The 18,695-nt window shown below is 68.5% G+C and carries 28 protein-coding genes and 1 tRNA gene; 14 read left to right on the top strand and 15 right to left on the bottom strand.

Annotation, left to right across the window (positions count from 1 at the left end; genetic code table 11):
* Window positions 1-32: 32 nt before the first annotated feature.
* Window positions 33-398 carry a hypothetical protein gene (locus ABD223_RS13245; RefSeq protein WP_344036438.1) on the bottom strand — a complete coding sequence of 122 codons (366 nt, stop codon included), beginning with the start codon at window positions 396-398 and terminating at the stop codon, window positions 33-35.
* Between the two features lie 90 nt (window positions 399-488).
* Window positions 489-695: a hypothetical protein gene (locus ABD223_RS13240; RefSeq protein ID WP_344036437.1), complete on the bottom strand. Its 207-nt coding sequence runs from the start codon at window positions 693-695 to the stop codon at window positions 489-491.
* Window positions 696-791: 96 nt separating this feature from the next.
* On the opposite strand from ABD223_RS13240, the gene ABD223_RS13235 reads away from it, so the two are divergent.
* The 3 genes from ABD223_RS13235 to ABD223_RS13225 all read left to right on the top strand — a co-directional run bounded on the left by ABD223_RS13235 (window position 792) and on the right by ABD223_RS13225 (window position 2,788).
* A complete protein-coding gene (locus tag ABD223_RS13235) occupies window positions 792-1,169 on the top strand; it encodes a DUF6011 domain-containing protein (RefSeq protein WP_344036436.1) in 378 nt (125 codons plus the stop codon).
* Window positions 1,170-1,183: 14 nt separating this feature from the next.
* On the top strand, window positions 1,184-1,732 hold the full coding sequence (locus tag ABD223_RS13230; protein WP_344036435.1) for a hypothetical protein: 549 nt from the start codon (window positions 1,184-1,186) through the stop codon (window positions 1,730-1,732).
* A gap of 144 nt (window positions 1,733-1,876) precedes the next feature.
* A complete protein-coding gene (locus tag ABD223_RS13225) occupies window positions 1,877-2,788 on the top strand; it encodes a hypothetical protein (RefSeq protein ID WP_344036434.1) in 912 nt (303 codons plus the stop codon).
* 51 nt (window positions 2,789-2,839) lie between these two features.
* On the opposite strand, the gene ABD223_RS13220 is transcribed toward ABD223_RS13225, so the two are convergent.
* The 6 genes from ABD223_RS13220 to ABD223_RS13195 form a co-directional block, all read right to left on the bottom strand.
* Window positions 2,840-3,079 carry a hypothetical protein gene (locus ABD223_RS13220; RefSeq protein ID WP_344036433.1) on the bottom strand — a complete coding sequence of 80 codons (240 nt, stop codon included), beginning with the start codon at window positions 3,077-3,079 and terminating at the stop codon, window positions 2,840-2,842.
* Window positions 3,080-3,082: 3 nt separating this feature from the next.
* On the bottom strand, window positions 3,083-3,328 hold the full coding sequence (locus tag ABD223_RS13215; protein WP_344036432.1) for a hypothetical protein: 246 nt from the start codon (window positions 3,326-3,328) through the stop codon (window positions 3,083-3,085).
* A 57-nt stretch (window positions 3,329-3,385) separates the two neighbouring features.
* Window positions 3,386-4,072, bottom strand: coding sequence for a helix-turn-helix domain-containing protein (locus ABD223_RS13210; RefSeq protein WP_344036431.1), 687 nt, complete (start codon window positions 4,070-4,072; stop codon window positions 3,386-3,388).
* Window positions 4,073-4,309: 237 nt separating this feature from the next.
* Complete coding sequence (locus tag ABD223_RS13205; protein WP_344036430.1) at window positions 4,310-4,768, bottom strand: hypothetical protein; 459 nt, start codon at window positions 4,766-4,768, stop codon at window positions 4,310-4,312.
* Window positions 4,765-5,058, bottom strand: coding sequence for a hypothetical protein (locus tag ABD223_RS13200; RefSeq protein ID WP_344036429.1), 294 nt, complete (start codon window positions 5,056-5,058; stop codon window positions 4,765-4,767). Before ABD223_RS13200 ends, ABD223_RS13205 begins: the two co-directional genes overlap by 4 nt.
* Window positions 5,058-5,300, bottom strand: a complete 243-nt coding sequence (locus ABD223_RS13195; RefSeq protein WP_344036428.1) for a hypothetical protein — start codon at window positions 5,298-5,300, stop codon at window positions 5,058-5,060. The genes ABD223_RS13200 and ABD223_RS13195 overlap by 1 nt, the downstream gene beginning before the upstream one ends.
* Window positions 5,301-5,557: 257 nt before the next feature.
* Here ABD223_RS13195 and ABD223_RS13190 point away from each other — a divergent pair, with 257 nt between their 5' ends.
* Window positions 5,558-6,424, top strand: a complete 867-nt coding sequence (locus tag ABD223_RS13190; protein ID WP_344036427.1) for a helix-turn-helix domain-containing protein — start codon at window positions 5,558-5,560, stop codon at window positions 6,422-6,424.
* 21 nt (window positions 6,425-6,445) lie between these two features.
* Window positions 6,446-6,637, top strand: coding sequence for a DUF397 domain-containing protein (locus ABD223_RS13185; RefSeq protein ID WP_344036426.1), 192 nt, complete (start codon window positions 6,446-6,448; stop codon window positions 6,635-6,637).
* 76 nt (window positions 6,638-6,713) lie between these two features.
* On the opposite strand, the gene ABD223_RS13180 is transcribed toward ABD223_RS13185, so the two are convergent.
* Window positions 6,714-6,926 (bottom strand): hypothetical protein, encoded by a 213-nt coding sequence (locus tag ABD223_RS13180; protein ID WP_344036425.1) that lies wholly within the window; start codon window positions 6,924-6,926, stop codon window positions 6,714-6,716.
* 507 nt (window positions 6,927-7,433) lie between these two features.
* Here ABD223_RS13180 and ABD223_RS13175 point away from each other — a divergent pair.
* The 3 genes from ABD223_RS13175 to ABD223_RS13165 all read left to right on the top strand — a co-directional run bounded on the left by ABD223_RS13175 (window position 7,434) and on the right by ABD223_RS13165 (window position 9,840).
* Window positions 7,434-8,318 (top strand): oxygenase MpaB family protein, encoded by an 885-nt coding sequence (locus tag ABD223_RS13175; protein WP_344036424.1) that lies wholly within the window; start codon window positions 7,434-7,436, stop codon window positions 8,316-8,318.
* Window positions 8,319-8,403: 85 nt separating this feature from the next.
* Window positions 8,404-8,478 (top strand) — tRNA-Ile (locus ABD223_RS13170).
* Window positions 8,479-8,568: 90 nt separating this feature from the next.
* Entirely contained in the window at window positions 8,569-9,840 is a 1,272-nt protein-coding gene (locus tag ABD223_RS13165; protein ID WP_344036422.1) for a tyrosine-type recombinase/integrase, read from the top strand.
* A 1-nt stretch (window position 9,841) separates the two neighbouring features.
* Here ABD223_RS13165 and ABD223_RS13160 read toward each other — a convergent pair whose 3' ends face one another.
* The gene (locus ABD223_RS13160; protein ID WP_344036420.1) at window positions 9,842-10,966 is read right to left on the bottom strand and encodes an NsdA family TPR-like regulatory protein; all 1,125 of its coding nucleotides are present in this window, start codon (window positions 10,964-10,966) and stop codon (window positions 9,842-9,844) included.
* A gap of 158 nt (window positions 10,967-11,124) precedes the next feature.
* On the opposite strand from ABD223_RS13160, the gene ABD223_RS13155 reads away from it, so the two are divergent.
* The 3 genes from ABD223_RS13155 to ABD223_RS13145 all read left to right on the top strand — a co-directional run bounded on the left by ABD223_RS13155 (window position 11,125) and on the right by ABD223_RS13145 (window position 12,206).
* The gene (locus ABD223_RS13155; RefSeq protein ID WP_344036418.1) at window positions 11,125-11,346 is read left to right on the top strand and encodes a hypothetical protein; all 222 of its coding nucleotides are present in this window, start codon (window positions 11,125-11,127) and stop codon (window positions 11,344-11,346) included.
* Window positions 11,324-11,662, top strand: a complete 339-nt coding sequence (locus tag ABD223_RS13150) for a hypothetical protein (RefSeq protein ID WP_344036417.1) — start codon at window positions 11,324-11,326, stop codon at window positions 11,660-11,662. The genes ABD223_RS13155 and ABD223_RS13150 overlap by 23 nt, the downstream gene beginning before the upstream one ends.
* Before the next feature lie 190 nt (window positions 11,663-11,852).
* On the top strand, window positions 11,853-12,206 hold the full coding sequence (locus ABD223_RS13145; RefSeq protein ID WP_344036416.1) for a hypothetical protein: 354 nt from the start codon (window positions 11,853-11,855) through the stop codon (window positions 12,204-12,206).
* A gap of 241 nt (window positions 12,207-12,447) precedes the next feature.
* Here the strand turns inward: ABD223_RS13145 and ABD223_RS13140 are convergent, their stop codons facing one another.
* The 5 genes from ABD223_RS13140 to ABD223_RS13120 all read right to left on the bottom strand — a co-directional run bounded on the left by ABD223_RS13140 (window position 12,448) and on the right by ABD223_RS13120 (window position 16,265).
* On the bottom strand, window positions 12,448-14,556 hold the full coding sequence (locus ABD223_RS13140; RefSeq protein WP_344036415.1) for a cell division protein FtsK: 2,109 nt from the start codon (window positions 14,554-14,556) through the stop codon (window positions 12,448-12,450).
* Window positions 14,553-15,314, bottom strand: coding sequence for a hypothetical protein (locus ABD223_RS13135; protein WP_344036414.1), 762 nt, complete (start codon window positions 15,312-15,314; stop codon window positions 14,553-14,555). The genes ABD223_RS13140 and ABD223_RS13135 overlap by 4 nt, the downstream gene beginning before the upstream one ends.
* Window positions 15,315-15,337: 23 nt before the next feature.
* Window positions 15,338-15,667, bottom strand: coding sequence for a hypothetical protein (locus ABD223_RS13130; protein WP_344036413.1), 330 nt, complete (start codon window positions 15,665-15,667; stop codon window positions 15,338-15,340).
* Window positions 15,664-15,897, bottom strand: coding sequence for a WhiB family transcriptional regulator (locus ABD223_RS13125; protein WP_344036909.1), 234 nt, complete (start codon window positions 15,895-15,897; stop codon window positions 15,664-15,666). Before ABD223_RS13125 ends, ABD223_RS13130 begins: the two co-directional genes overlap by 4 nt.
* Before the next feature lie 119 nt (window positions 15,898-16,016).
* Window positions 16,017-16,265: a helix-turn-helix domain-containing protein gene (locus ABD223_RS13120; RefSeq protein WP_344036412.1), complete on the bottom strand. Its 249-nt coding sequence runs from the start codon at window positions 16,263-16,265 to the stop codon at window positions 16,017-16,019.
* 187 nt (window positions 16,266-16,452) lie between these two features.
* Between ABD223_RS13120 and ABD223_RS13115 the strand changes: the two genes are divergently transcribed.
* From ABD223_RS13115 to ABD223_RS13105, 3 genes are all read left to right on the top strand, one after another.
* Window positions 16,453-16,827 carry a helix-turn-helix domain-containing protein gene (locus tag ABD223_RS13115; protein ID WP_344036411.1) on the top strand — a complete coding sequence of 125 codons (375 nt, stop codon included), beginning with the start codon at window positions 16,453-16,455 and terminating at the stop codon, window positions 16,825-16,827.
* Between the two features lie 231 nt (window positions 16,828-17,058).
* Window positions 17,059-17,736 (top strand): hypothetical protein, encoded by a 678-nt coding sequence (locus tag ABD223_RS13110; RefSeq protein WP_344036410.1) that lies wholly within the window; start codon window positions 17,059-17,061, stop codon window positions 17,734-17,736.
* Window positions 17,737-17,793: 57 nt separating this feature from the next.
* Window positions 17,794-18,695 (top strand): IS701 family transposase (locus ABD223_RS13105; RefSeq protein WP_344036408.1); only part of this gene is annotated, 902 nt, incomplete at its 3' end.

Here is an 18,695-nt window from a genome sequence, read left to right as displayed (position 1 = left end):
TGGGGCGCCGGGTGTCCGGCGCCCCACCGGGGTTACATGCCGAACAGCAGGTCGGCGGCGGTGACCGCCTTCTCCAGCTCGGTACGGTTGGCGGCCAGCCAGCCGCGGGCGGCCTCGCGGGCGGCCTCGCGGGTGCCGTTGACGTAGGAGTCGGTGCTGGAGCCGGTGTCGCGCAGCCGCTGCATGGCGGCCCGCGTGCCGGCGATCCAGCCGCCGGCGGCGGTGTCGGTCCAGATGGCCAGCTCGGTCTCCATGCGGACCAGCGGGCGGGCCTGGTAGTCGATCAGCCCGGCCAGCGCGCCGCCCTTCGTCAGGTTGGCGATCAGCTCCTGGCGGGCGGCGTCGATCTTCCTCTCCAGGTTGGTGATCATCAGCGTGGCGTAGGTCTTCGCGTCCATCTTGTGCCCCTTCCGGTCGTTTCTGTGGGTACAGATTAGCTCGCGCCCGGGGCGGCAGTCCAGTCTTGATCAGGGTTTTTGTACCTACGTTTACTGCTCTTTGGCTTCTGCTTCGGCGCGCCGCTGGGCCGCGCGGCGCTGGCCCTCGCGGCGGACGAGGTACTCCGCCAGGGCCGTTTTCACGACGTCCGTTTTGGTCATCTGGTCCTCTTGAGCTGCGTCTTCGACCTGTTTCCACAGTGCGTCGTCGAGTCGGATGTTCCGGGATGGCGTCTCTCCTGTGCGCGGGCGCGCCATGCGGGGGTCCTCTCGGGTCGGATCGGGTGAGCGTGTCTACGGTACCCGCTTGCGTTTCTGTGGGTACAGATGGCAAACTGTACCTACAGAAACCGAGTGAGGGAGATCGAGATGGCCGCCACGCAGACCACCACCCGCTGCACCAAGTGCGGTCGTGTCCTGCGGGCGGCCAAGTCGATCGCCGACGGCTACGGCCGCAGCTGCAAGGCCAAGGTCCGCGCCGCCGCGAAGGCGGAGGCGGTCGCCGGGTTCAAGCCCGCCACCGTCGCCAAGGCCGAGCTGCTGATCGCCGACAACGGCATCGTCCCGATCCGCCCCGGCCGCGCCGGCCGCCCGCCGGTGTTCCGCGTCGTCTCCTCCCGCGGCGACGCCACCTACCTGACCGCTCCGCAGGCGTGCAACTGCGCCGCCGGCCTCCGCGGCCAGCACCCCTGCTGCCACCGCGTCGCCGCGATCATCCTCGCGGTGGCCTGACCGGAAGGACCTCCATGACCAGCAGCACCGTCACCACGTTGACCGCCGACGAGCGGGCAGTGATGCACCACATCTCCTTCACCCTGGTCACCACCTTCGAGACCAGCGCCCCGTACCGGAGCCTGGAGGCCCGCGGCCTCATCCGCGAGGGCCTGACCTTCTGGGAGACCACGGAGGCCGGGCGCGCCGCCCTGGACGCCGGCACCGACCGCGAGCTGCGGGACTCCGTGATCGCCCGCACCGTGCGGCTCACCCAGGGCCACCTCGACCGCGGCCAGCTGCCGGTGCCCCCGGTGATCCGGGAGCAGCTCGCGCCCGGCCAGACCATCACGGTCACCCTGCACGTCAACCCCGGGTTCCGGCAGGAGGGGGCCTGGCACACCGAGCAGCTGCGCGCGACGCTGGCTGGCATCACCTGGCCGGCCGAGATCACGGCCGGCACCCGGGCGTGCGTCTCCGTCCAGTGGTGCGACGGCCGGGCCCGCCGGGTCGCCGTGGTGATCGACGCCCCCGCGCCCGCACCGGCCCGCCGTCGGACGCGCACCGCCCGCCGCTCCGGCTGAGCTGCCGTGGTGGGGCGCGGATCGGGACGCGCCCACGCCACGGCAGCTCAGCCGGACACCGCCTTTGAGAGGAACGCCTTGACGAACACCGCCGCGACCACCTCGGCCGCCGACACGCAGATCGACACCGACGTCCACCAGCTCATGAACATCATCGTGTCCAACCTGGCCGTCTCCGGTCAGCCGATGCCCGCCTCCGGGGTGACCCGGGTCGAGGCCGCGCTGCACAACGTGCTGTCCAGGCGTGACGAGGAGGTAGCCCGGCGGGACGCCGCGTTGGAGTACGCCCGGCGCGGCCTGGTGCAGGCCGAGCTGATCGTGTCCGACGACTACGGCCGGGGCGGCGGCTCCGACCTGCCGTCGTGGGACTGCGAGACCGCGACCGAGTACCTGGTCGACGCACAGGCCAACATGGCCGCGGCCCTGCGCGGGGAGAAGCTGGTCAAGCCGATCGCCGTGCAGATCCGGGAGGCGTGCGAGGCCCTCGGTGTGGAGTACTCGGACTGCGGCGACGGCACGTACCTGGTCGCTGGCTTCGGCCGCTGCACCCTCATGCTGCTGGCCGACCACGTGCTGGAGGGCGGCATCAAGGGTGCCACCGGCCGCGCCGAGACGATCCCGGTGAAGGCCAACCCGTTCGCGCCGCAGCGCGACACCGTGCCGTGCCCGGACCGCGACGAGACGGCGCTGATCGACTACATCGCCCGCAGGCCCGGTGAGGGTGAGCTGCTGATCTGGCAGGCGGAGGTCTTCGAGTTGGCCACGCTGCGCTACGCCGACGGGGAGACCCGGGACGCGCTGGTGCTGGAGGACGAGCAGCGCGGTGTGCGGCTGTGGCAGGTCGACGTGAGCCCGTCACCGTACTGGGTGTTCGTCGAGCGCCTGGTGGACGGCGAGTGGACGGCCGGGCCTCGGTTTCAGGTAGTCATCCCCGGCGAGCCGCGTTACGCACCCTGCACGCCGTCAACGCCGTGCTCCAGCTGTGCGGACGCGGTCCGGCTGGTTTACTCCTACACGCCGTGCACGGGCCGATCCAACAGGCCGCTCAGCGCCTGACCCGCACACATCGAGGCCCCGACCACTCCGGTGGTCGGGGCCTCGTGCTGTTCAGCGTCGGCGCCTGGTGCGCACGCGGCGCTGACGGGGCTGCTCGGGGTGGACGGGCGCCCAGTCGGTGATGCGGACCTCGCGGTGCACCAGCTCGCCGTCGAGGTGGCGGCGCGTGGCGAGGGTGTGCTCGGCGCGGCGCTTGTCCTCCGGGCGGTGGCCGAACATCGACAGGGTGCGGCTGCCGTCGGGCCAGGTCCAGCGGATGGCGTACTCGGTGCGCAGGGTGCCGCCGGACATGGGTCAGGCCGTGGTCGACCTGGTGGCGATCAGCCGGGCCAGTTCCGCGCGCAGGCGGGCGCGTTCCTCGGCGTCGTAGGGGTGCGGTTGCCCGAGGCGGGGGCGGCCGAGGTGCCAGTAGTGGTTGGCGGCGCCGATGTCGCGCCGGACGTGCAGCTGCTCGAAGCCGGCGCACACCCGCTCGGCGTGGGCGCGGTCGGTGGTGGAGGTGGTCAGGCTGTTGTCCAGGCGGTTGGCGACCAGGTACACGGCGGGCCTTCCGGGTCGGGGGGCGTCATCGTAAACCGCCGAACTGCGGGTGGCGCTTCAGCGCGGCGAGGTGCCGTCGGTGCCGGGCGTGGCGCGGGCGTAGAGGTTGGGCTGGAGCCGGACGAAGGAACCGTCGCGGGTGAAGTCGTCCAGCGCGAGGCGGATGACCAGGGACGTCGCGCCGGCCGCGCCGAGCTGGGTGATCCGGGCGGACACTTCGCTGGGGGACACCGGCTCGTTCTCGTCCGTGACGCGGACGATCAGCTCGCGCAGCGTCGCGTCGGTGACGCCGGGCACGCTCCGGTGTGCGCGGCCCATGGTGATGGCGATCCGGTCCCTGATCGCGAGCAGGTCGGTGACGGCCTCGTCCAGCTCGTCCAGCGCCCGCGCCCCGGCCTCATCCCGGCCTTTCTGAGAGACCGACTGCCAGTCGCCGCGGCCGGCCCAGATGCCCAGGCCGGAGCCGGCCAGCGTCACGTTCCTCGCCGCGCGCTCGTACGCCTGGGCCAGGGTCAGCCGGGCCTCGGGCAGCTCGTCGGAGTCCTCGCTGGTGCCCGTCAGCCACGGCGTCGGGCGTCCGTAGAGTGCGGCGAAGCGGCCCAGTTCGGCGTCGGAGACCTCCCGGTCACCCCGCTCGATATCGGCCAGGTCGGGCAGGGACATGCCGGTCTTCACGGCCGCTTGTGCCTGGCTCAGGCCCAGTGCCATTCGGGCAGCCCGGAGTCGCTCGGCCAACGTCCGCATCGGGACTCCTTCGAACCTGGGGCTGGAGTTGGAAGTCAGCCCGGGCGGTGGTCGGGGGGCGAACAGCACCGCCCGGGCTGACGTTGGGGGTGGTGTGCGCCGGGACGAAGCGGGCGCACACCACCATCGGCCACCGGGCTGCGGGCAGCCGCACGGTGGGGCTGTCGTCGACGGGCATCTCCGCGGACTCTGCCGGCTTCTCGAACCAGGCGAACCCGCTGGTATGGGAGCCCATGGCTACGCCGACGCCTTGGTGATGGGGTCGGGGCAGGTGTCGATCGCGGTGTCGCCGACGATGAGGGAGCAGGTCCGGCACGCGGTGCCGGTCACCGCCGGCGTGCAGAACGCCAGCTGGAGCGGTTCGCCGCACAGGGCGTCCAGGCGGCCGTCGACGGGGGTTTGGGCGGCGTCGACGGCGTGCGCGAGCAGCAGCGATGGGATGCCGGTGGCCCACCACAGGAAGGCAGTCCTGGTCCGGCAGGCCGGGCAGCGGGGCCAGCGGCGGCGAATGCACGAGACGATGTCCGCCGGGGGTTCCCAGGCCACCTCGCCGCAGCGGGAGTGGGCGTAGTGGCCGCCGGGCCCCTGGGGTGGGTCCGGGTAGGGCTGGAGACGCGTGGCAGGGGCGATGAAGTGCTGCTGTTTGTCCAGGCCGGCCCACAGCAGCGCGGTGGTGGAGGTGGGGATCATGCTCATGCTGCCCTCCGGATCAGGAGGTGGGCGGCGGGCTCGCCGAGGAGAGTTGGGTGGGGCGAGCCCGCCGCCGGTCCAGCGGCGGGGGTCCGCTGGACAGGAACCCTGACCTGCTGCCTGGGGGTGGTGGGCAGCAGCAGCCAGGGGAAGCGCGGTGCGCTGTAGGCGTGGAGCAGCGTGGTGGCGGCGCGGTCGAGCGAGGCCTCCTCCTGGCTGACCGCCAGGAGGAGGACCGGGTACTGGTGGATGGTGATGAGCAGGAACACCGCGAGGTGGGCGGCGAGCGCGGTCATCAGGATCGCCGGGGGTCTGCGGCGGCACGCGCCATCGCCCGCCGCACGTGCCCCATGAGGTCGCTGGTTTCCTCGACCGTGAGCAGGGCGACGCCGTCGGCCGCGGTGGTGGAGAGGACCACTCCGCCGCCGTCGACTTCGCCCACGCCGACGTTGACCGGGCGGCCGTGTCGGTCGCGCACGGACAGCAGGGTCAGGCTGTGGACCTCTGGCCGCTCGGGCGACGTCGACGGAGTCGGCACGGTGAACCTCCTGCTCAAGGGGGGAGCCCCGGAGCCCGCCCCGCGTCACCGGACCTGTGACGTGCGGGGCGGGGCGGGGACCGAGCGGCTAATGGACCGCCGCGCCGGACACAGTCACAATAAAGTGTCATCTGACACTTAGCTAGGCCCCCGTTCAGGTGAGGCCCCGTGTACAGCGGTGCTTCACACTGTGCGTGACCACCAGCAGGAGGACGACCTTGACCGATCACGCGCAGAACCCGAGCAGCCTCCCCTCCGTGGACGACGAGAACGCTGCCGAGCGCAGTCCGCTTGACGCCAAGAGCGAGCTGGGCGACGAGCTGAAGCGGCTGCGCGTCGCCGCCCGGACGAGCCGCGAGGACACCGCGAGGATGCTCAAGTGTTCGCTGGACAAGGTGGGCAAGTTCGAGCGCGGGGCCTCCGCCGTCAGTCACGCGGAGCTGATGGACCTGCTCGACCTGTACGGCATGACCGACCCGGAGCAGCGGGAAGCGCTGGCCAGCCTGGGGGTCGTGGCGCGTCGTCGTGGTCCCCGGACGCTCTACGGCTCGGTCGTCCCGGTCAAGCTGCGGCAGTTCTTCCGGGTAGAGGAGACCGCGCGGCGCATCCGCTCGCACCTGCCGGAGCTCATCCCGGGCCTGTGCCAAACGGAGGGCTATGCCCGTGCGGTGTTGGCGTCCAACACTGCGCTGACGCCCGCCGAGGTCGACGTCCTGGTGAAGGCTCGACTGGAGCGGGGTGAGGAGCGGCTGTTTGGGTCGCGGCCGGTACACCTGAGCCTGGTCATGCCCGAGTCCGCCTTCCGGATCATGGTCGGCGGCCCTGACGTGATGCGTGAGCAACTGCACCGGTTGATCGAGTTGGCGGAGCTGCCGAACATGGAGATCCGCCAGCTTCGCGCGACCAAGGGCGCGGTCCACGGTCGAAACGTTCAGTTCTCGATCCTCACGCCGTCGCGCGGCCGCAGGACCGTGGTGTACCTGGAGAACCTTACCGATGGCATCTGGGTTGACGACCAGCCGCGGGTGGACCGCTACCTCGCCGCCTACGAGCAGCTGATCGGCGCGGCTGACTCCGTGGAGGAGACCGTCAAGGCTCTCGCTAGAGTCGCAGCGGACCTGTGACACACGGCAGAGGAGCACCCCATGTCCCCGGCATTTGATGGAACAAATTGGAGGAAATCGAGTTTCAGTAGCGGAGGAGAAAACAACTGCGTTGAGGTTGCGGTAGGCGGCCGACGCATCGGGATGCGTGATTCCAAGAACCCGGAAGGCGATTTCATCATTTTGCCGGACCGGGCCTTCGAGCGCTTCCTGAACGCCCTTTGCAACGACTGATCTCGGTTTCCGAGGGGCCGCACCCATGCATGTTGGGTGCGGCCCCTCTTCTTTTTAGCATCTCGGGGTTTTCGCGTCAGTGTGCGGCGTCGAACGTGGCGAACCAGGCCTGGCGGATCCGGTTGAGCAGGCCGTCCGTCTCGGTGGTGGTGAGCACGATGCCCGGTGGTGGCAGGACGAGCAGGACGCGCCCTGTGGTGGTCACCGCAGCCCCCGCGTTGACGGTGCGGCCGTCCAGGTCATGGCAGGCCAGGAGCCACTCGCTGCGGATCTCGTGTCTGTGAGGCATCGGCGCGCTCTCCCTCGTGATCGTCGCACCCCGTGGTGTGGTGCTGCCGGGGGCGCGAGGCGGTCGAGATCCGCCGAGCATCGCTCAGGTGGGGGTGCCCCTACCCATCACGAAAGATTTTCACTCCACCCGAATGGAGTAATTTCACCTACTGTCAGTAGTTCTCCTGTCCCGCCCGGCGGGCAGGTCCCTACGGGTGTCGCGGGTGTCCTACTAGTGTCCAGAATTAACCGACATTGACGGGCATCAATGGGCAATGAGATGGCCCGTGGTACTAGCAACCAAGCGGATAGCCGCACTAACGGGCACTGGTAAGCATCAACTGGCACCAACGACACTAGTGCCGCTGTTAATCGAAGGGTTACTGGTTCGAATCCAGTTGGGGGAGCGCGATGGCAGCCCCAGGTCTCGTCGACCTGGGGTTTTGTCGTTTCATACGGGAGGGGTACCCCCGGATCACCCGTTCGTCACCCTCTCCGGGCCGGTTTCTTCCGGCAGGCTGATCCCATGGCCCCCTCCTCCGCACCGGACCGCGCCCACCGCCCGGATCGCTGGGACCGCTTCGCCAACCGCCGCCGGATCACCTCGCTGGACCCCGAGCGCGACCACGCGGAGATCATGCGCATCTCGTCGGGCTACGAGTTCCCCTGGGACTACGTGCGGGCGCTGGAGTTCGCCCTGTTCCGGACGTACTGCGTCCCGTCGATCTCGGCCCTGCTGGCGAGGACCGGCGAGTTCGAGAAGCGTCCCCAGCAGCGCTACGACGACACCGCGCTGCTCATGGCGGAGCTGGTGGAGCACGGGTACGACTCGCCGCGGGGCAGGGATGCCCTGCGCGTCGTCAACCGCCTGCACGGGCGCTACCCGATCGCCAACGACGACATGCGGTACGTGCTGTCCACGTTCGTGTACGACCCGATCGAGTGGATCTCCACATATGGCTGGCGACCGCTGACCGACCACGAGCGCCTGGCCGCGTTCCACTTCTACCGGGCCGTGGGGGCGCGGATGGGCATCAAGGAGGTGCCGGAGACCTATGAGGCGTTCAGGGACTTCAAACGGGCGTACGAGGCCGAGCACTTCACCTACAGCGACACCAACCGCCGCATCGGCCAGTACACCCTCGACCTGTTCTGCTCCTGGTACCCGGCGCCGAAACCCCTGACGTCCCGAGCGGTCCTGGCCATGCTCGACGCCCGGATGCTGTCCGCGTTCGGCTTCGACCCCCAACCCCCCTGGCTGACGACCCTGGCGCACCACGCCCTGCGCCTGCGAGCCCACACCGTCCGCCTCCTCCCACCACGCCGGGAACCCAGCCTGACCAGCCGCCCGAACCGCACGTACCCGAACTACCCCACCGGCTACCGACCGTCCGACATCGGTGCCCCGTAGCCCGCAGTGCACAGCTTGGTCACGCCGCACCGGGTTGCCGAGACGCGCCGGAACCTGATCTGTACCCTCCAGAACCGCACGTCAGGGGGCGGTAGCTCAGCCGGTCAGAGCAGCGGACTCATAATCCGTCAGGTCGTGGGTTCGAACCCCACCCGCCCTACTTCTGACCAGCGGCGACGTTGGTACCAAGATCCACTGTAGATCATCTGTCCATGTTGTCGTCCATGAGCCCCCGCGTGACCATGGGTCCATGGCCAGCGACGACACCACCCAGACGCGCCGCCGCAGGGGCAGCGTCCGGCAGCGCGGCAACTCCCTCCAGGTCCGCGTCTTCGCGGGCGTGGACCCGGTCACGGGCAAAGAGGTCTACCTCACCGGGTCGGTCAAGGGCACCAGCAAGGCGGCACACAAACAGGCCGACAAGCTGATGACCAAGCTGTTGGCGGAGGTGGACGAGCAGCGCTCGACCGCCACCACCGTCACGTTCTCCCACGCCATCGACGAGTGGCTGAAGAACATCGAGTTGGAGGACACCACGAGGGACGGCTACGTGGGCTACATCGAACGCACTATTCGTCCCGCGTTGGGCACGGTGCAGCTCCGCAAGATGTCCGCTCGCGCGCTCGAAAGCCTGTACTCGGAACTACGTCGGTGCCGCACCCGGTGCGGCGGCAAGCCGTTCGTGGAACACAAGACCACCGCCAAGCACGACTGCGTAAAGCTCAAGTGCAAGCCGCACAAGTGCCGACCGATGGCATCCTCTTCGGTGCGCCAGATCCACGCGATCATCAGCGGTGTCCTCAACGCCGCCGTCCGCTGGGAGTGGATAGCGACCAATCCGGCCAAGGTCGCGCAGAAGCCGAAGCAGAAGCCGCCGCAGCCTGATCCACCATCGTCCGCCGAAGCGGCTCGCCTCGTGGAAGAGGCGTTCAAGATGGATGACGACTGGGGAACGCTGGTGTGGCTCGTCATGACGACCGGTGTTCGTCGCGGCGAGATCTGCGCGCTCCGCTGGTCGCGAATCGACCTCGAAGAGGGCACGATCGACATTCGCCGGGGCTACACCTTGCGCCGTGGCGTCGGCAAGGAGAAGGACACCAAGACGCACCAAATGCGCCGCATCGCGCTCGACAACGAAACCCTCGTCCTGCTCATGGAACACCGCCAGCGTTGCCGTGAGCGGTTGGTAGAAGCGGGGATCGAGCTGACACCCGACATGTACGTCTTCATGGGAGTCCGCAACCCGGACCCCACCGTGCCGTACTCGCCTCATGCCGTGTCGAGCAGGTACAAGGACATGGCCGAGCGGCTGAAGATCGACACCCACCTCCACGCCCTGCGCCACTACTCGGCAACGGAGCTGCTGACGGCCGGTGTTGACCTGCGCACCGTGGCCGGTCGCCTGGGGCACGGTGGCGGCGGCGCAACGACCCTGCGCGTGTACGCGGCATGGGTGGCCGCATCGGACCGCAAGGCGGCCGAGATCCTCGGTTCCCGGATGCCCAAGCGCAAGCGGAAGTAGCTCAGCCGGTCAACGCCTCCAGCCGCCGGCGCTGGCGGGCGGAACCGACCTGGGCCGCGAGCAGCCGCGCGCGTTCCACGTGCGCCTGCGCTTCGACGGTTTCACCATTCGCGGAAAGAACCTGAGCCAGATCAACACGTAGAGCCGTTTCGGCCCGTGCGAACGTCGGGTCCAGTTGACCGAGCGCGGTGCTGAGCACCTCGATGGCTTCGCTCTTGCCGAGCCGGGCCAATGCGCTACCGCGCCACCGCGTCAGGTGAATCTGATCAAATACGAGGTACGAAGCCGTGGTGTTGTCCCGCTCGGATTCGATCAGTTCGGCGGCCCTGTCGAACATGTGGAGGCTGTTGGGCAACAGGCCGTCCGCCGCCAGTGCTTCGCCGTGAGCAGCCATCAACCAGGCGGTCAAGAGTGGCGGGGCGTCGTTCGCCATGGTGAGTGCATGACCGGTCAGCTCAACCGCTGGTCGTGGATCTCCGATATCGAGCAGGACGACCGCTTGACCGGCGCAGGCGTAAGCCTCCAGAGAAGGCGACCCCGCTACTCGTGCGGCGCTTCGCGCTTGATCGTAGTGCTCCCACGATTCGCGCATGAGACCTTGATCCAAGGATTGCCACCCAGCCAGCGTGGAGGCGTCAGTGATCACGCGTGCAAGGCTGGTTCGCATGTGGTGATCGATCACATCGGTCAACAACCGCTGCATCTGGTCTATCTGTGCGCGGAGTTCGCCGAGAAGTGCCGCGCCGCCTAGACGCCGGTCGATGAGCCGCGTCAGGTTCAGCTTTTCCTGCAACAGTGAGACCGTCCGCTGATCCAGGCTGCGACCGGCCACGATGCGTGCACGCAACTCCAGCGCTTCGCCCGACCAGTCGTGCAACGGCGTCGCAGTGGCGGCCACCGGCTTGAGCAATTCGCTCACCGGCACGTTCAACATCGTTTCCAGCAAACGCTTGGTGCCTGGCCGCACCGGTCCGAGCGGGCGTCCATCGGCGCGCTCACCGGATGCGAGGCGGTTGAGGTGGCGAGCGCTCAGCGTCGCGTCGATGTTGTGCTCACGCGCGTACCGGTTGGCCTGCTCGCTGAACTCCTCAGCGGTCAGGCCGCGCTCGTGAAGCAGCTCGCTCAACAGCGTCTGCCTGTACCTCGATCCCATCGGCTGATCTCCGCATCACCAATGTCAGCGCCGACGAGTCTAGGTCCCCACAGGTCCCAAGTGGTCCTCGGCAGGTCGTTTCGCCCCATTGGACCACTGGGGAAGCTGATGTCAGCGATTCGTCTGAGGCGGTGATGATCGTGGTGTGGAGCGAGTTGGCAGGTGACTTCGTCGGGATCGCGTTGTTCATCGTCTGGCTGGTCCTGCCGGTGATCTACCTCGTCGTCTTGGGCAAGCGCTACGTCCGGCAGAGCGCGGAGAGCGCGCAAGTGGCGATCTGGGCGCGCGATGAAGTGCTCCAGATCCACGAAGAGCAGGAGGCAGGCAGCTATGACGATGATGCTGACGCGTGACCAGGACCAGGCCCGGGAACGGGAGCACGTGCCGGGGTTGCTGTTGGAGGTCCCGGAGTTCGCCACCGCGATGCAGGAGATGATCAACCGCGACGCCCCGCGCCTGTTCGCCGTGGTCCGGGAGTTCGTCGACTCGCACGATGTCGAGATCGTCGCGTGGGGGATGGCCACGGAGAAGAGCGGTATGCAGGTGCACGCCGTGCGTGGCGGCATGATCCTGTGCCTTCGGAGCCCTGAGATGGTGCTGAAGTGCTTCGACGGGGACGGGCACGCGGTTGCCCGGATCATGTGGGTCGGGGACGCGGTTGAACGGTGACGGTCTGACCACCGCGCTTGAGTGCGTCGGGCGCGGTTGGGCGGTGGTGCCGGGCGCGCGTTGGGTTGACGACGCCTACGTGGACCCCGTGACGGGTTTCGAGCGTGACTCGCTCGCGCTGTGCCCGCCGCACAAGGGGACGTCAGACCCGGAGGTGGTGCGGCGTTGGTGGTCATCGGCGGACAACGGCGTGACGCGATCCGTCCTGGTCGTCGTCGGCCCCGCCCTGTCCGCAGTGGCGATCGAGCCGGACCGGGCCAGAACCTTGGTCGAGTGGGAGACCTTCCGGTCTGCGTCGACGCCGGTGGTGTTGCTCCCGCTGCCGGTCGCCGGGTTGTCGTTGGAGTTCGCCGTGTTCCTGCTGGCGTCGTCCGAGGCGTTGGACGACGAGGTGGTCTTACCACCGGACGCGACGGTTCCCCTTCCCCCGGCCGTGGTCGAGGGGTACGAGGCGCGATGGCTCGTCTCACCGGCGGAGTGCGACGCGCCCATGTTCGGCCCGGACTTGGCGCGCCTGCTGAGTGAGACGTCCGGTCACCGATGACGCTCCGGTGACCGGGGCACGGGTTGCCGGCCGCCTCCCTCCGGCAACCCGTGGGACGGGACGGCCGTGTGCGGACCTCTTCCAAGAGGACTCGCACACGGCCGTTTCGCGCTGTCGGGACAGGTAACCCGTCCCGCGTCCCGCCCGTCACAACAGCCTGTTTGCGCTGTTCAGCAGCGGTTCTGTACCTGTCCCGCCGCATGTGACGGCTCGCTGGCCGTGGGACGGGTCGAGTGACGGGTCAGCCGTCATCCTCAACCACTTCCGCATCCAGGACGGAGCCCTCCCGCAACGTGGCCCGGATGTCCGCGACGAGGTAACCACGCACCTGCTTGACGCCGTCCTCGGTGGTGATCCGGTCGCGGGTTGGTCGGCACCCGAGTTCGCCCATGCGCAGACCGAACGCGGTGGGTTCGACCTCCAACGCGGTTACCAACTCGGCTGTCGGCACGAACTCACGCCCGCCGGGTTCGAGATCGTCTCCGAGGTACGCCACGACCGACGCCAGTGGTTCAGGCACCTCCGGTTCCTCGGTGCGTTCGGCAACGCTGCCGACCACCCGCGCCACCGCGACGCGGTCGAGCATCGGCCGGTCGTGCTGTCCAGCCGCGTGGCCGGTGAGGGTGCCTTCGGCCTCCCTGAGCGCTCGTCCACGGGTGCAGATGGTGCGCCAGTCCTCATTGGGCATGTAGTAGGTGCGCACGGTCGTGGCGAGCACGTCGGCCCCTGCCGTGGTCTCCCCATCTGGTCTCAGGATGCCGACTCCTTTGTGGGTGGCGAGTAGTCGGCTGCTGTCGTAGCCGCGTGTGTTCATCTGTTCGCCCAGGACGATGTTGCTGTCGCGCCAGTCCATGACCCGCAGCGCGAACCGCGACCCGAGCACCGCCCGGAGGTTGCTGGGGATGGTCTTGCTGTCCGGGCGCTGAGTCGCCAACACGAGCACGATCCCGGCGGCCGGTCCCTTGCGGGCGAGCCACGTCAGCAGCTCGCCCGCGTACTCGCCTGCGGTCAGCTTCTTGTCCTGCACCTCCAGCGGTGTCCGGTCCTCCAACGGGATCTGGACCTCGTCCACGAAGATGGCCGTGATCGGTATGTCGAGGCTCAGGTCTCGGGACATGGCGGGTGTGATCTTCGATTCCGGGCACACCAGGTCGTCAAGCTCCTGCATCCGCCGGTACCGGGCCTGTACCTCGCTCACGAGTTCCACCAGCCAGTCCACGAGGGCCAGGACGTGTTCGGACTCGTCGCCGGTCATGAAGCGGTGAGCGACCCGTGCGGCGGCGTGCCAGTCCTTTCCGGCCTTGAAGTCGGCCACGTACAGCCGGGTGTGCGGGTCGAGGATCAAGCCTGCGGCCGCCAGTCGTGCCGCGAAAGTCTTGCCCTGCCTGGGAATTGCGCCCACGAGCAACGACGTCCACACCAACGGCAGGTCCACCCGCCGCTGTCGGGCATCGCGCCCGAACGGCACCGGCCGCCACGCGTCCCACCGCTCGACATCCAGCAGCGGTGTCCGCTGTGGAGGCGAGCCGTAGGGGTCTTCATCGGACACCCACAGCGCCACCCTGCCCGCGTGACCGCTGTTGCCTCGCACCCGCTCCACGATGAGCTGAACCTCGTCCACCGCCAGGGCCGACGCCAACGCCTCCCGGTTCTTGATCGCATCGGCAGCCTTGCGGGTCGCCGGCAGGTCCACGGTGACCGCCCACCCGTCACCCTGCCTGGTGGCCCGCTCGACCAGCCGCAAGCTCTCGTCCTTGCCGATGAGCTTCGCGTCCCGGAATGCGTCCACGAGCACTTGAGGATCCATCGTCCACGTCAGCGTGCGCGGCCCGGACAGCACCGCCTTGCGGCCCGGTGAACCGTCCTTGCGGCGACCGAGCACCGCCAGGCCGACGCCAAGGACCCCGCCGCCGATCCACAGCACCCGATTCCCGTAGAGCAGATCAAGCACCACGACCACCACAGCCATGAGCGAGAGAACGGCGCCGGTGACCTTCCACCGGAACAACGTCAACGCCCGGATGTCGGTGAACTTGTCAGCCAGCTTCTCCGACTGCTCCGCAGCGGCCCGGTAGTCCGCCACGCGCACCCACGACCGCCACCACCGAACGGCAACCACCAGCCCACGCACCACCGCTCCGACGAACCGAACCGGCGAGCGCAGCACCGCCACCACGCCGTCCTTGACCGCCTGCACCGCCAACCGCCGTGACTTCAGCGCAGCGGGCACACGCGGCGAACGCACCCACCAGTCCGCCAACCGCTGTGGCCACGACCTGCGGCGCGCGGAGGGACCACCGTTCACGAACTCGCCCTCAAGAACCGCGCTCACGACCTCCCTCCCATTCATGCCCCGTCACCGCTCAGGTCACGAGTCAGCGCGGCGGCAAGCCGCGAGGACAACCCGCGCGAGCACCCGGTGGCCTCTCGGACCCATGACGGAGTCACCGCCACGCCCGGAGTCCATGCCGCTTGTGCCACCTTCAAGTACTCGGCGAACGACGTCCGTCGATCCCGGCGCACCGGGCGTTCATGAACGGACACGGGCGCACACCGGTCGGCTTCCATGAACGCGGCCGACACAGCCTCGGTGAGCTTGTCGCGCAGGTCGGTGACGGCCTCCGCCGCGACGAACACCACCAGCGGCGGCACCGAGTGCAACACCACCCCTGACACCGACCCGGCCGCGAACGACGCCCACGTGTTCATCACGTAGGTGGCCGCGAGCGTGAACCACTTCGCCCGCCGCACCCACGGCCCCGTCCGCACCCGGTACCGGGCCGTCACCTGCTCCGCCCGCAGGATGGCGAGCAGGACCAGCGACACCGTCGGGTCCAACAGCCACGCCGCCAACCACGGCAACGACCACACCGCAGCACCACCGGCCGCGAAGTGCTGGACGTTAGCCATGGTGAACCCCAACCCGAGCACGATCCCGGCCCAGCACAACCGGTCCACCTGCGCTCGCACCCGCTCCACCCGCAACGCCACCACCTCGGGCCGCGCCTGGTGCGCCCGCAACTCCGCAGCATCAGCCGCCTCCCGGGCGAGCCTGCCCGCGGTGCTCTCCTGTGCGCGGGGAGCGGATGGCCGCCTGAAGACGACCACCCTCCCCACACCCCTGCGGGTGTTCACCGCCGATCACCCCGACGCCGCGAACCCTCCACCGCCGCCACCGTCAACGCCCTGGTCAGCGTGTAGGCGGAGAACAACGCCGGCAGCCCGAGCACCACCCACACCAACGCGGAACCCTGACCATGGGTGATCACCAACCACTGCACACCCACGATCCCGGCAGCCGTGGTCAACACCCGACCAGTCAGCGACAGGAGCCGGACACCGGCACGAGCGGTGTCAGCGGCGGCCCTGGCCTTGCGCGAACCGGCCCGCCACACCATCACCAACGCCAGCAACACACCCACGCCGGCCAACACCTGCGTCACCGTGAGGTTGATCGTCATGACGACCGCCCACCCATCCGGCCACGTCGAGCCGCCCACACCGGGTACAAGGCACGCCGGTCCTCCTCCGACAGGCCACCCCATACCCCGACCGTGTCCGGTCCGGCAGTGCGCAACTCCCACTCCAAACACGCCCGCCCCGCCGGACACTCCGCGCACAACCGCGCCGCCAACTCCCGATCGGTCAACTCCTCCCCATCCCACTCGGGAGCCGCCTCGTCACCCGGCACCAACCACACGCACCGGCCATCCCGCGTGACGATCTCCAGCAACACGTCATCCGGCACAGGCGCGAACCTGTCCAGGTCCGCAGCGATCACCTCGTAGTAGTTCTGCGACTCATCCCGGCTCACCACGCCGCACCTCCGGTCAGCCGCCCGACCTCACGTGCGGTGCGCCGCTCAGCGGCCACCTGGGCCACGTCCACGACCTCACCGGATGCGGCGGCCTGCTCCGCCAGCTCCTCAACCGCACGAACCGGCACCACGTACCGCGTCCGCAGCCGGACAGCGGGGAAGGCGTTCTCTCGAATCGCCCGGTAGACGGTCGCCGGGTCGACGCGCATGATCCGCGCGGCTTCGGCGACTGTGTAGAACAACGGAGAGCGGCCAATGGACCCACTCGTCGTACTCATTCGTCATGCCTCCGGAAGACTGATTTCACCGCTCAGAGCGCTGACATAAGCGTTGATTATTGGCCAATAACCGCTGATGTCAGTGATCACGCCCGAAACGGCCTGAACCGCGCGCTAACGTCGGCGCTCAGGGCGGAGCACGGAGGCGTACGTGAAAGAGGACTGGTCGGCAGTCGCAGAGGCAGTCAACGCCCGCGCGGCCGAGCTGGCTTTGAAGCAGCGGGAGCTTGCCGAGAAGTCGGGTGTATCCCTGGCCATCGTGCGCGAGATCCAACAGGGCCGAATCCAGCGCCGGCGCAACCCGCGCACCCTCGAAGCGCTCTCGGTAGCGCTCGACTGGCACCCGCAGCACCTGAACGCGGTGCTCAGCGGACAGACGCCACCGGAAGCAGACGGAACCGCGGCACCGGCCGACAACCCGGTCATCCCACTGCTGAACACGATCATCCGCGAGATTCGCGGCCTCCGTGCCCAACTCGGCACGCTGACCAACCGGCTTGACGAAGAAGCACGAAGAAAGGATTAGTTCGCCGTGGCGGTTCGGTGGTGCCTGCGTCGCTGTCATAGCAACAGCAGACCGCCGAACAGAGGGACGAAATAATTGCCAGCAGCTAACACCCAGCCTGTTAGGTGGAGTTAAGTCCGCAGGTCACGGCCTCAGAGCACGGGGGAGAACGTGGCAGCACAACGTCGGGGGAACGCACCACGCACACGGCTCCAAGCCGTCCGCAAGGAGTCTGGACGCACCCAAGCACAGGTGATCCACTTCTTCAACACCAGAGGACAGGCTCTAGGGCTGACCGTAGCCAGCGAGTCAGCCCTGTCCGTCATGCTATCCCGCTGGGAGAACGGTCGGGTAGAGGTAACCGACCCTGGTTACCAACGTCTTTTCCGAGAGTTCTACGGCCGTACGAACGAGGAACTAGGCTTCCCTCCTGAACCTCAGAACGAATCCGCCGAAGAACTCCGTGATCGCCTGATCGTCGCCCGCAGTATCGACAGCGCGACGCTCGATCTCTTCCAAAGCCAGGTCAACAACCTGCGCAGCTCCGACCAACACTTCGGCGCTATCGTAGTCCTCGACCAGTTGAACAACCTCGTGCGCCAAATGGAAAGCGTCCGAACATTCAGCGTCAGCCAACAACACCGTGAGCGCTTGGCAGCCACCCTGACCGATGCCCGTACGCTCGCAGGTTGGACCGCCTTGGATCGAGGCTCGCAGCTACAGGCATGGCAGTACCACGAGGACGCCAGGGTGTCGGCACGCGAAGCAGACTCGCCGTTCCTGCTAGCCCACGCCACGGCTCAGCAAGCGGTGATCCTCTTGGACATCGGTGAACCAGCCGCAGCAGTCGAACTGCTGAAGTACGCCCGTGACGTAGCCGAGAACCGCGCCCCGCCCCTCCTGCGCACCTGGCTAGTAGGACTTTGTTAGGTCGAGTGATGGGATGTGTGGGCGGTGTGATCTTCTGGTCGGGTGAGGCCGGAGGAGATGGATCGGGTTCGCCCGGTGATCGAGGGGTTCGCCGCGGAGATGTTCGGCGGGTTCGCCCGTCGTGACCAGCGGGCGAAGGGCGAGCTGTATCTGCGTGGGCTGTTGTCGGACGGCAAGCGCAAGTCGATGCAGCCGATGGCCGAACGTCTCGGCGTGGACCACCAGCAGTTGCAGCAGTTCGTCACCACGTCGACCTGGGATCATGTTGAAGTGCGACGCCGTCTGGCGGTGTGGGCCGGCGGGTTCGTGGACCCGGACGCGTGGGTGGTGGACGACACCTCCTTCCCCAAGGACGGCAACGCCTCGCCGGGGGTGGCGCGGATGTACTGCGGCGCGTTGGGCAAGACGGCGAACTGCCAGGTCGGGGTCAGCGTGCACGCGGTGACGGACTGGGCGTCGGCGGCGGTGGACTGGCGGCTGTTCCTGCCCGAGTCATGGGACGACCGGCTGGCCGGCGACCCCGCCGAGGCTGCGGAAGTCCGGGTCCGCCGCGAGCGGTGCGCGATCCCCGAGCAGGTGCGGCATCGGGAGAAGTGGCGTCTGGCGCTGGACATGCTCGACGAGATCACCGACGACTGGGGATTGCCGCGCCGTCCGGTCGTCGCGGACGCCGGCTACGGCGACACCACCGCTTTCCGGCTCGGCCTGACCGAACGCGGTCTGACCTACGTGCTGGCCGTGCACTCGAACACCACCGCCCACCCGGCCTCGGCGATACCCGTGACGGCCGACTACGGCGGCATCGGCCGCCGGCCGGTACCGCGCTATCCCGAGCCCGCGGTGGATCTGAAGACCCTGGCCGTGAGCGCGGGCCGGGCGGCGGGCCGGTTCGTGGTCTGGCGCCACGGCTCCCACAAGACGGCCGCCAACCCCACCGGGCGGATGCGATCCCGCTTCCT

It is taken from the genome of Saccharothrix xinjiangensis, assembly GCF_039527585.1.
GTDB classification, from domain to species: domain Bacteria; phylum Actinomycetota; class Actinomycetes; order Mycobacteriales; family Pseudonocardiaceae; genus Actinosynnema; species Actinosynnema xinjiangensis.
Note: the sequence above shows the minus strand (reverse complement) of the source record. Positions and strands in the feature narration are given on the sequence as shown.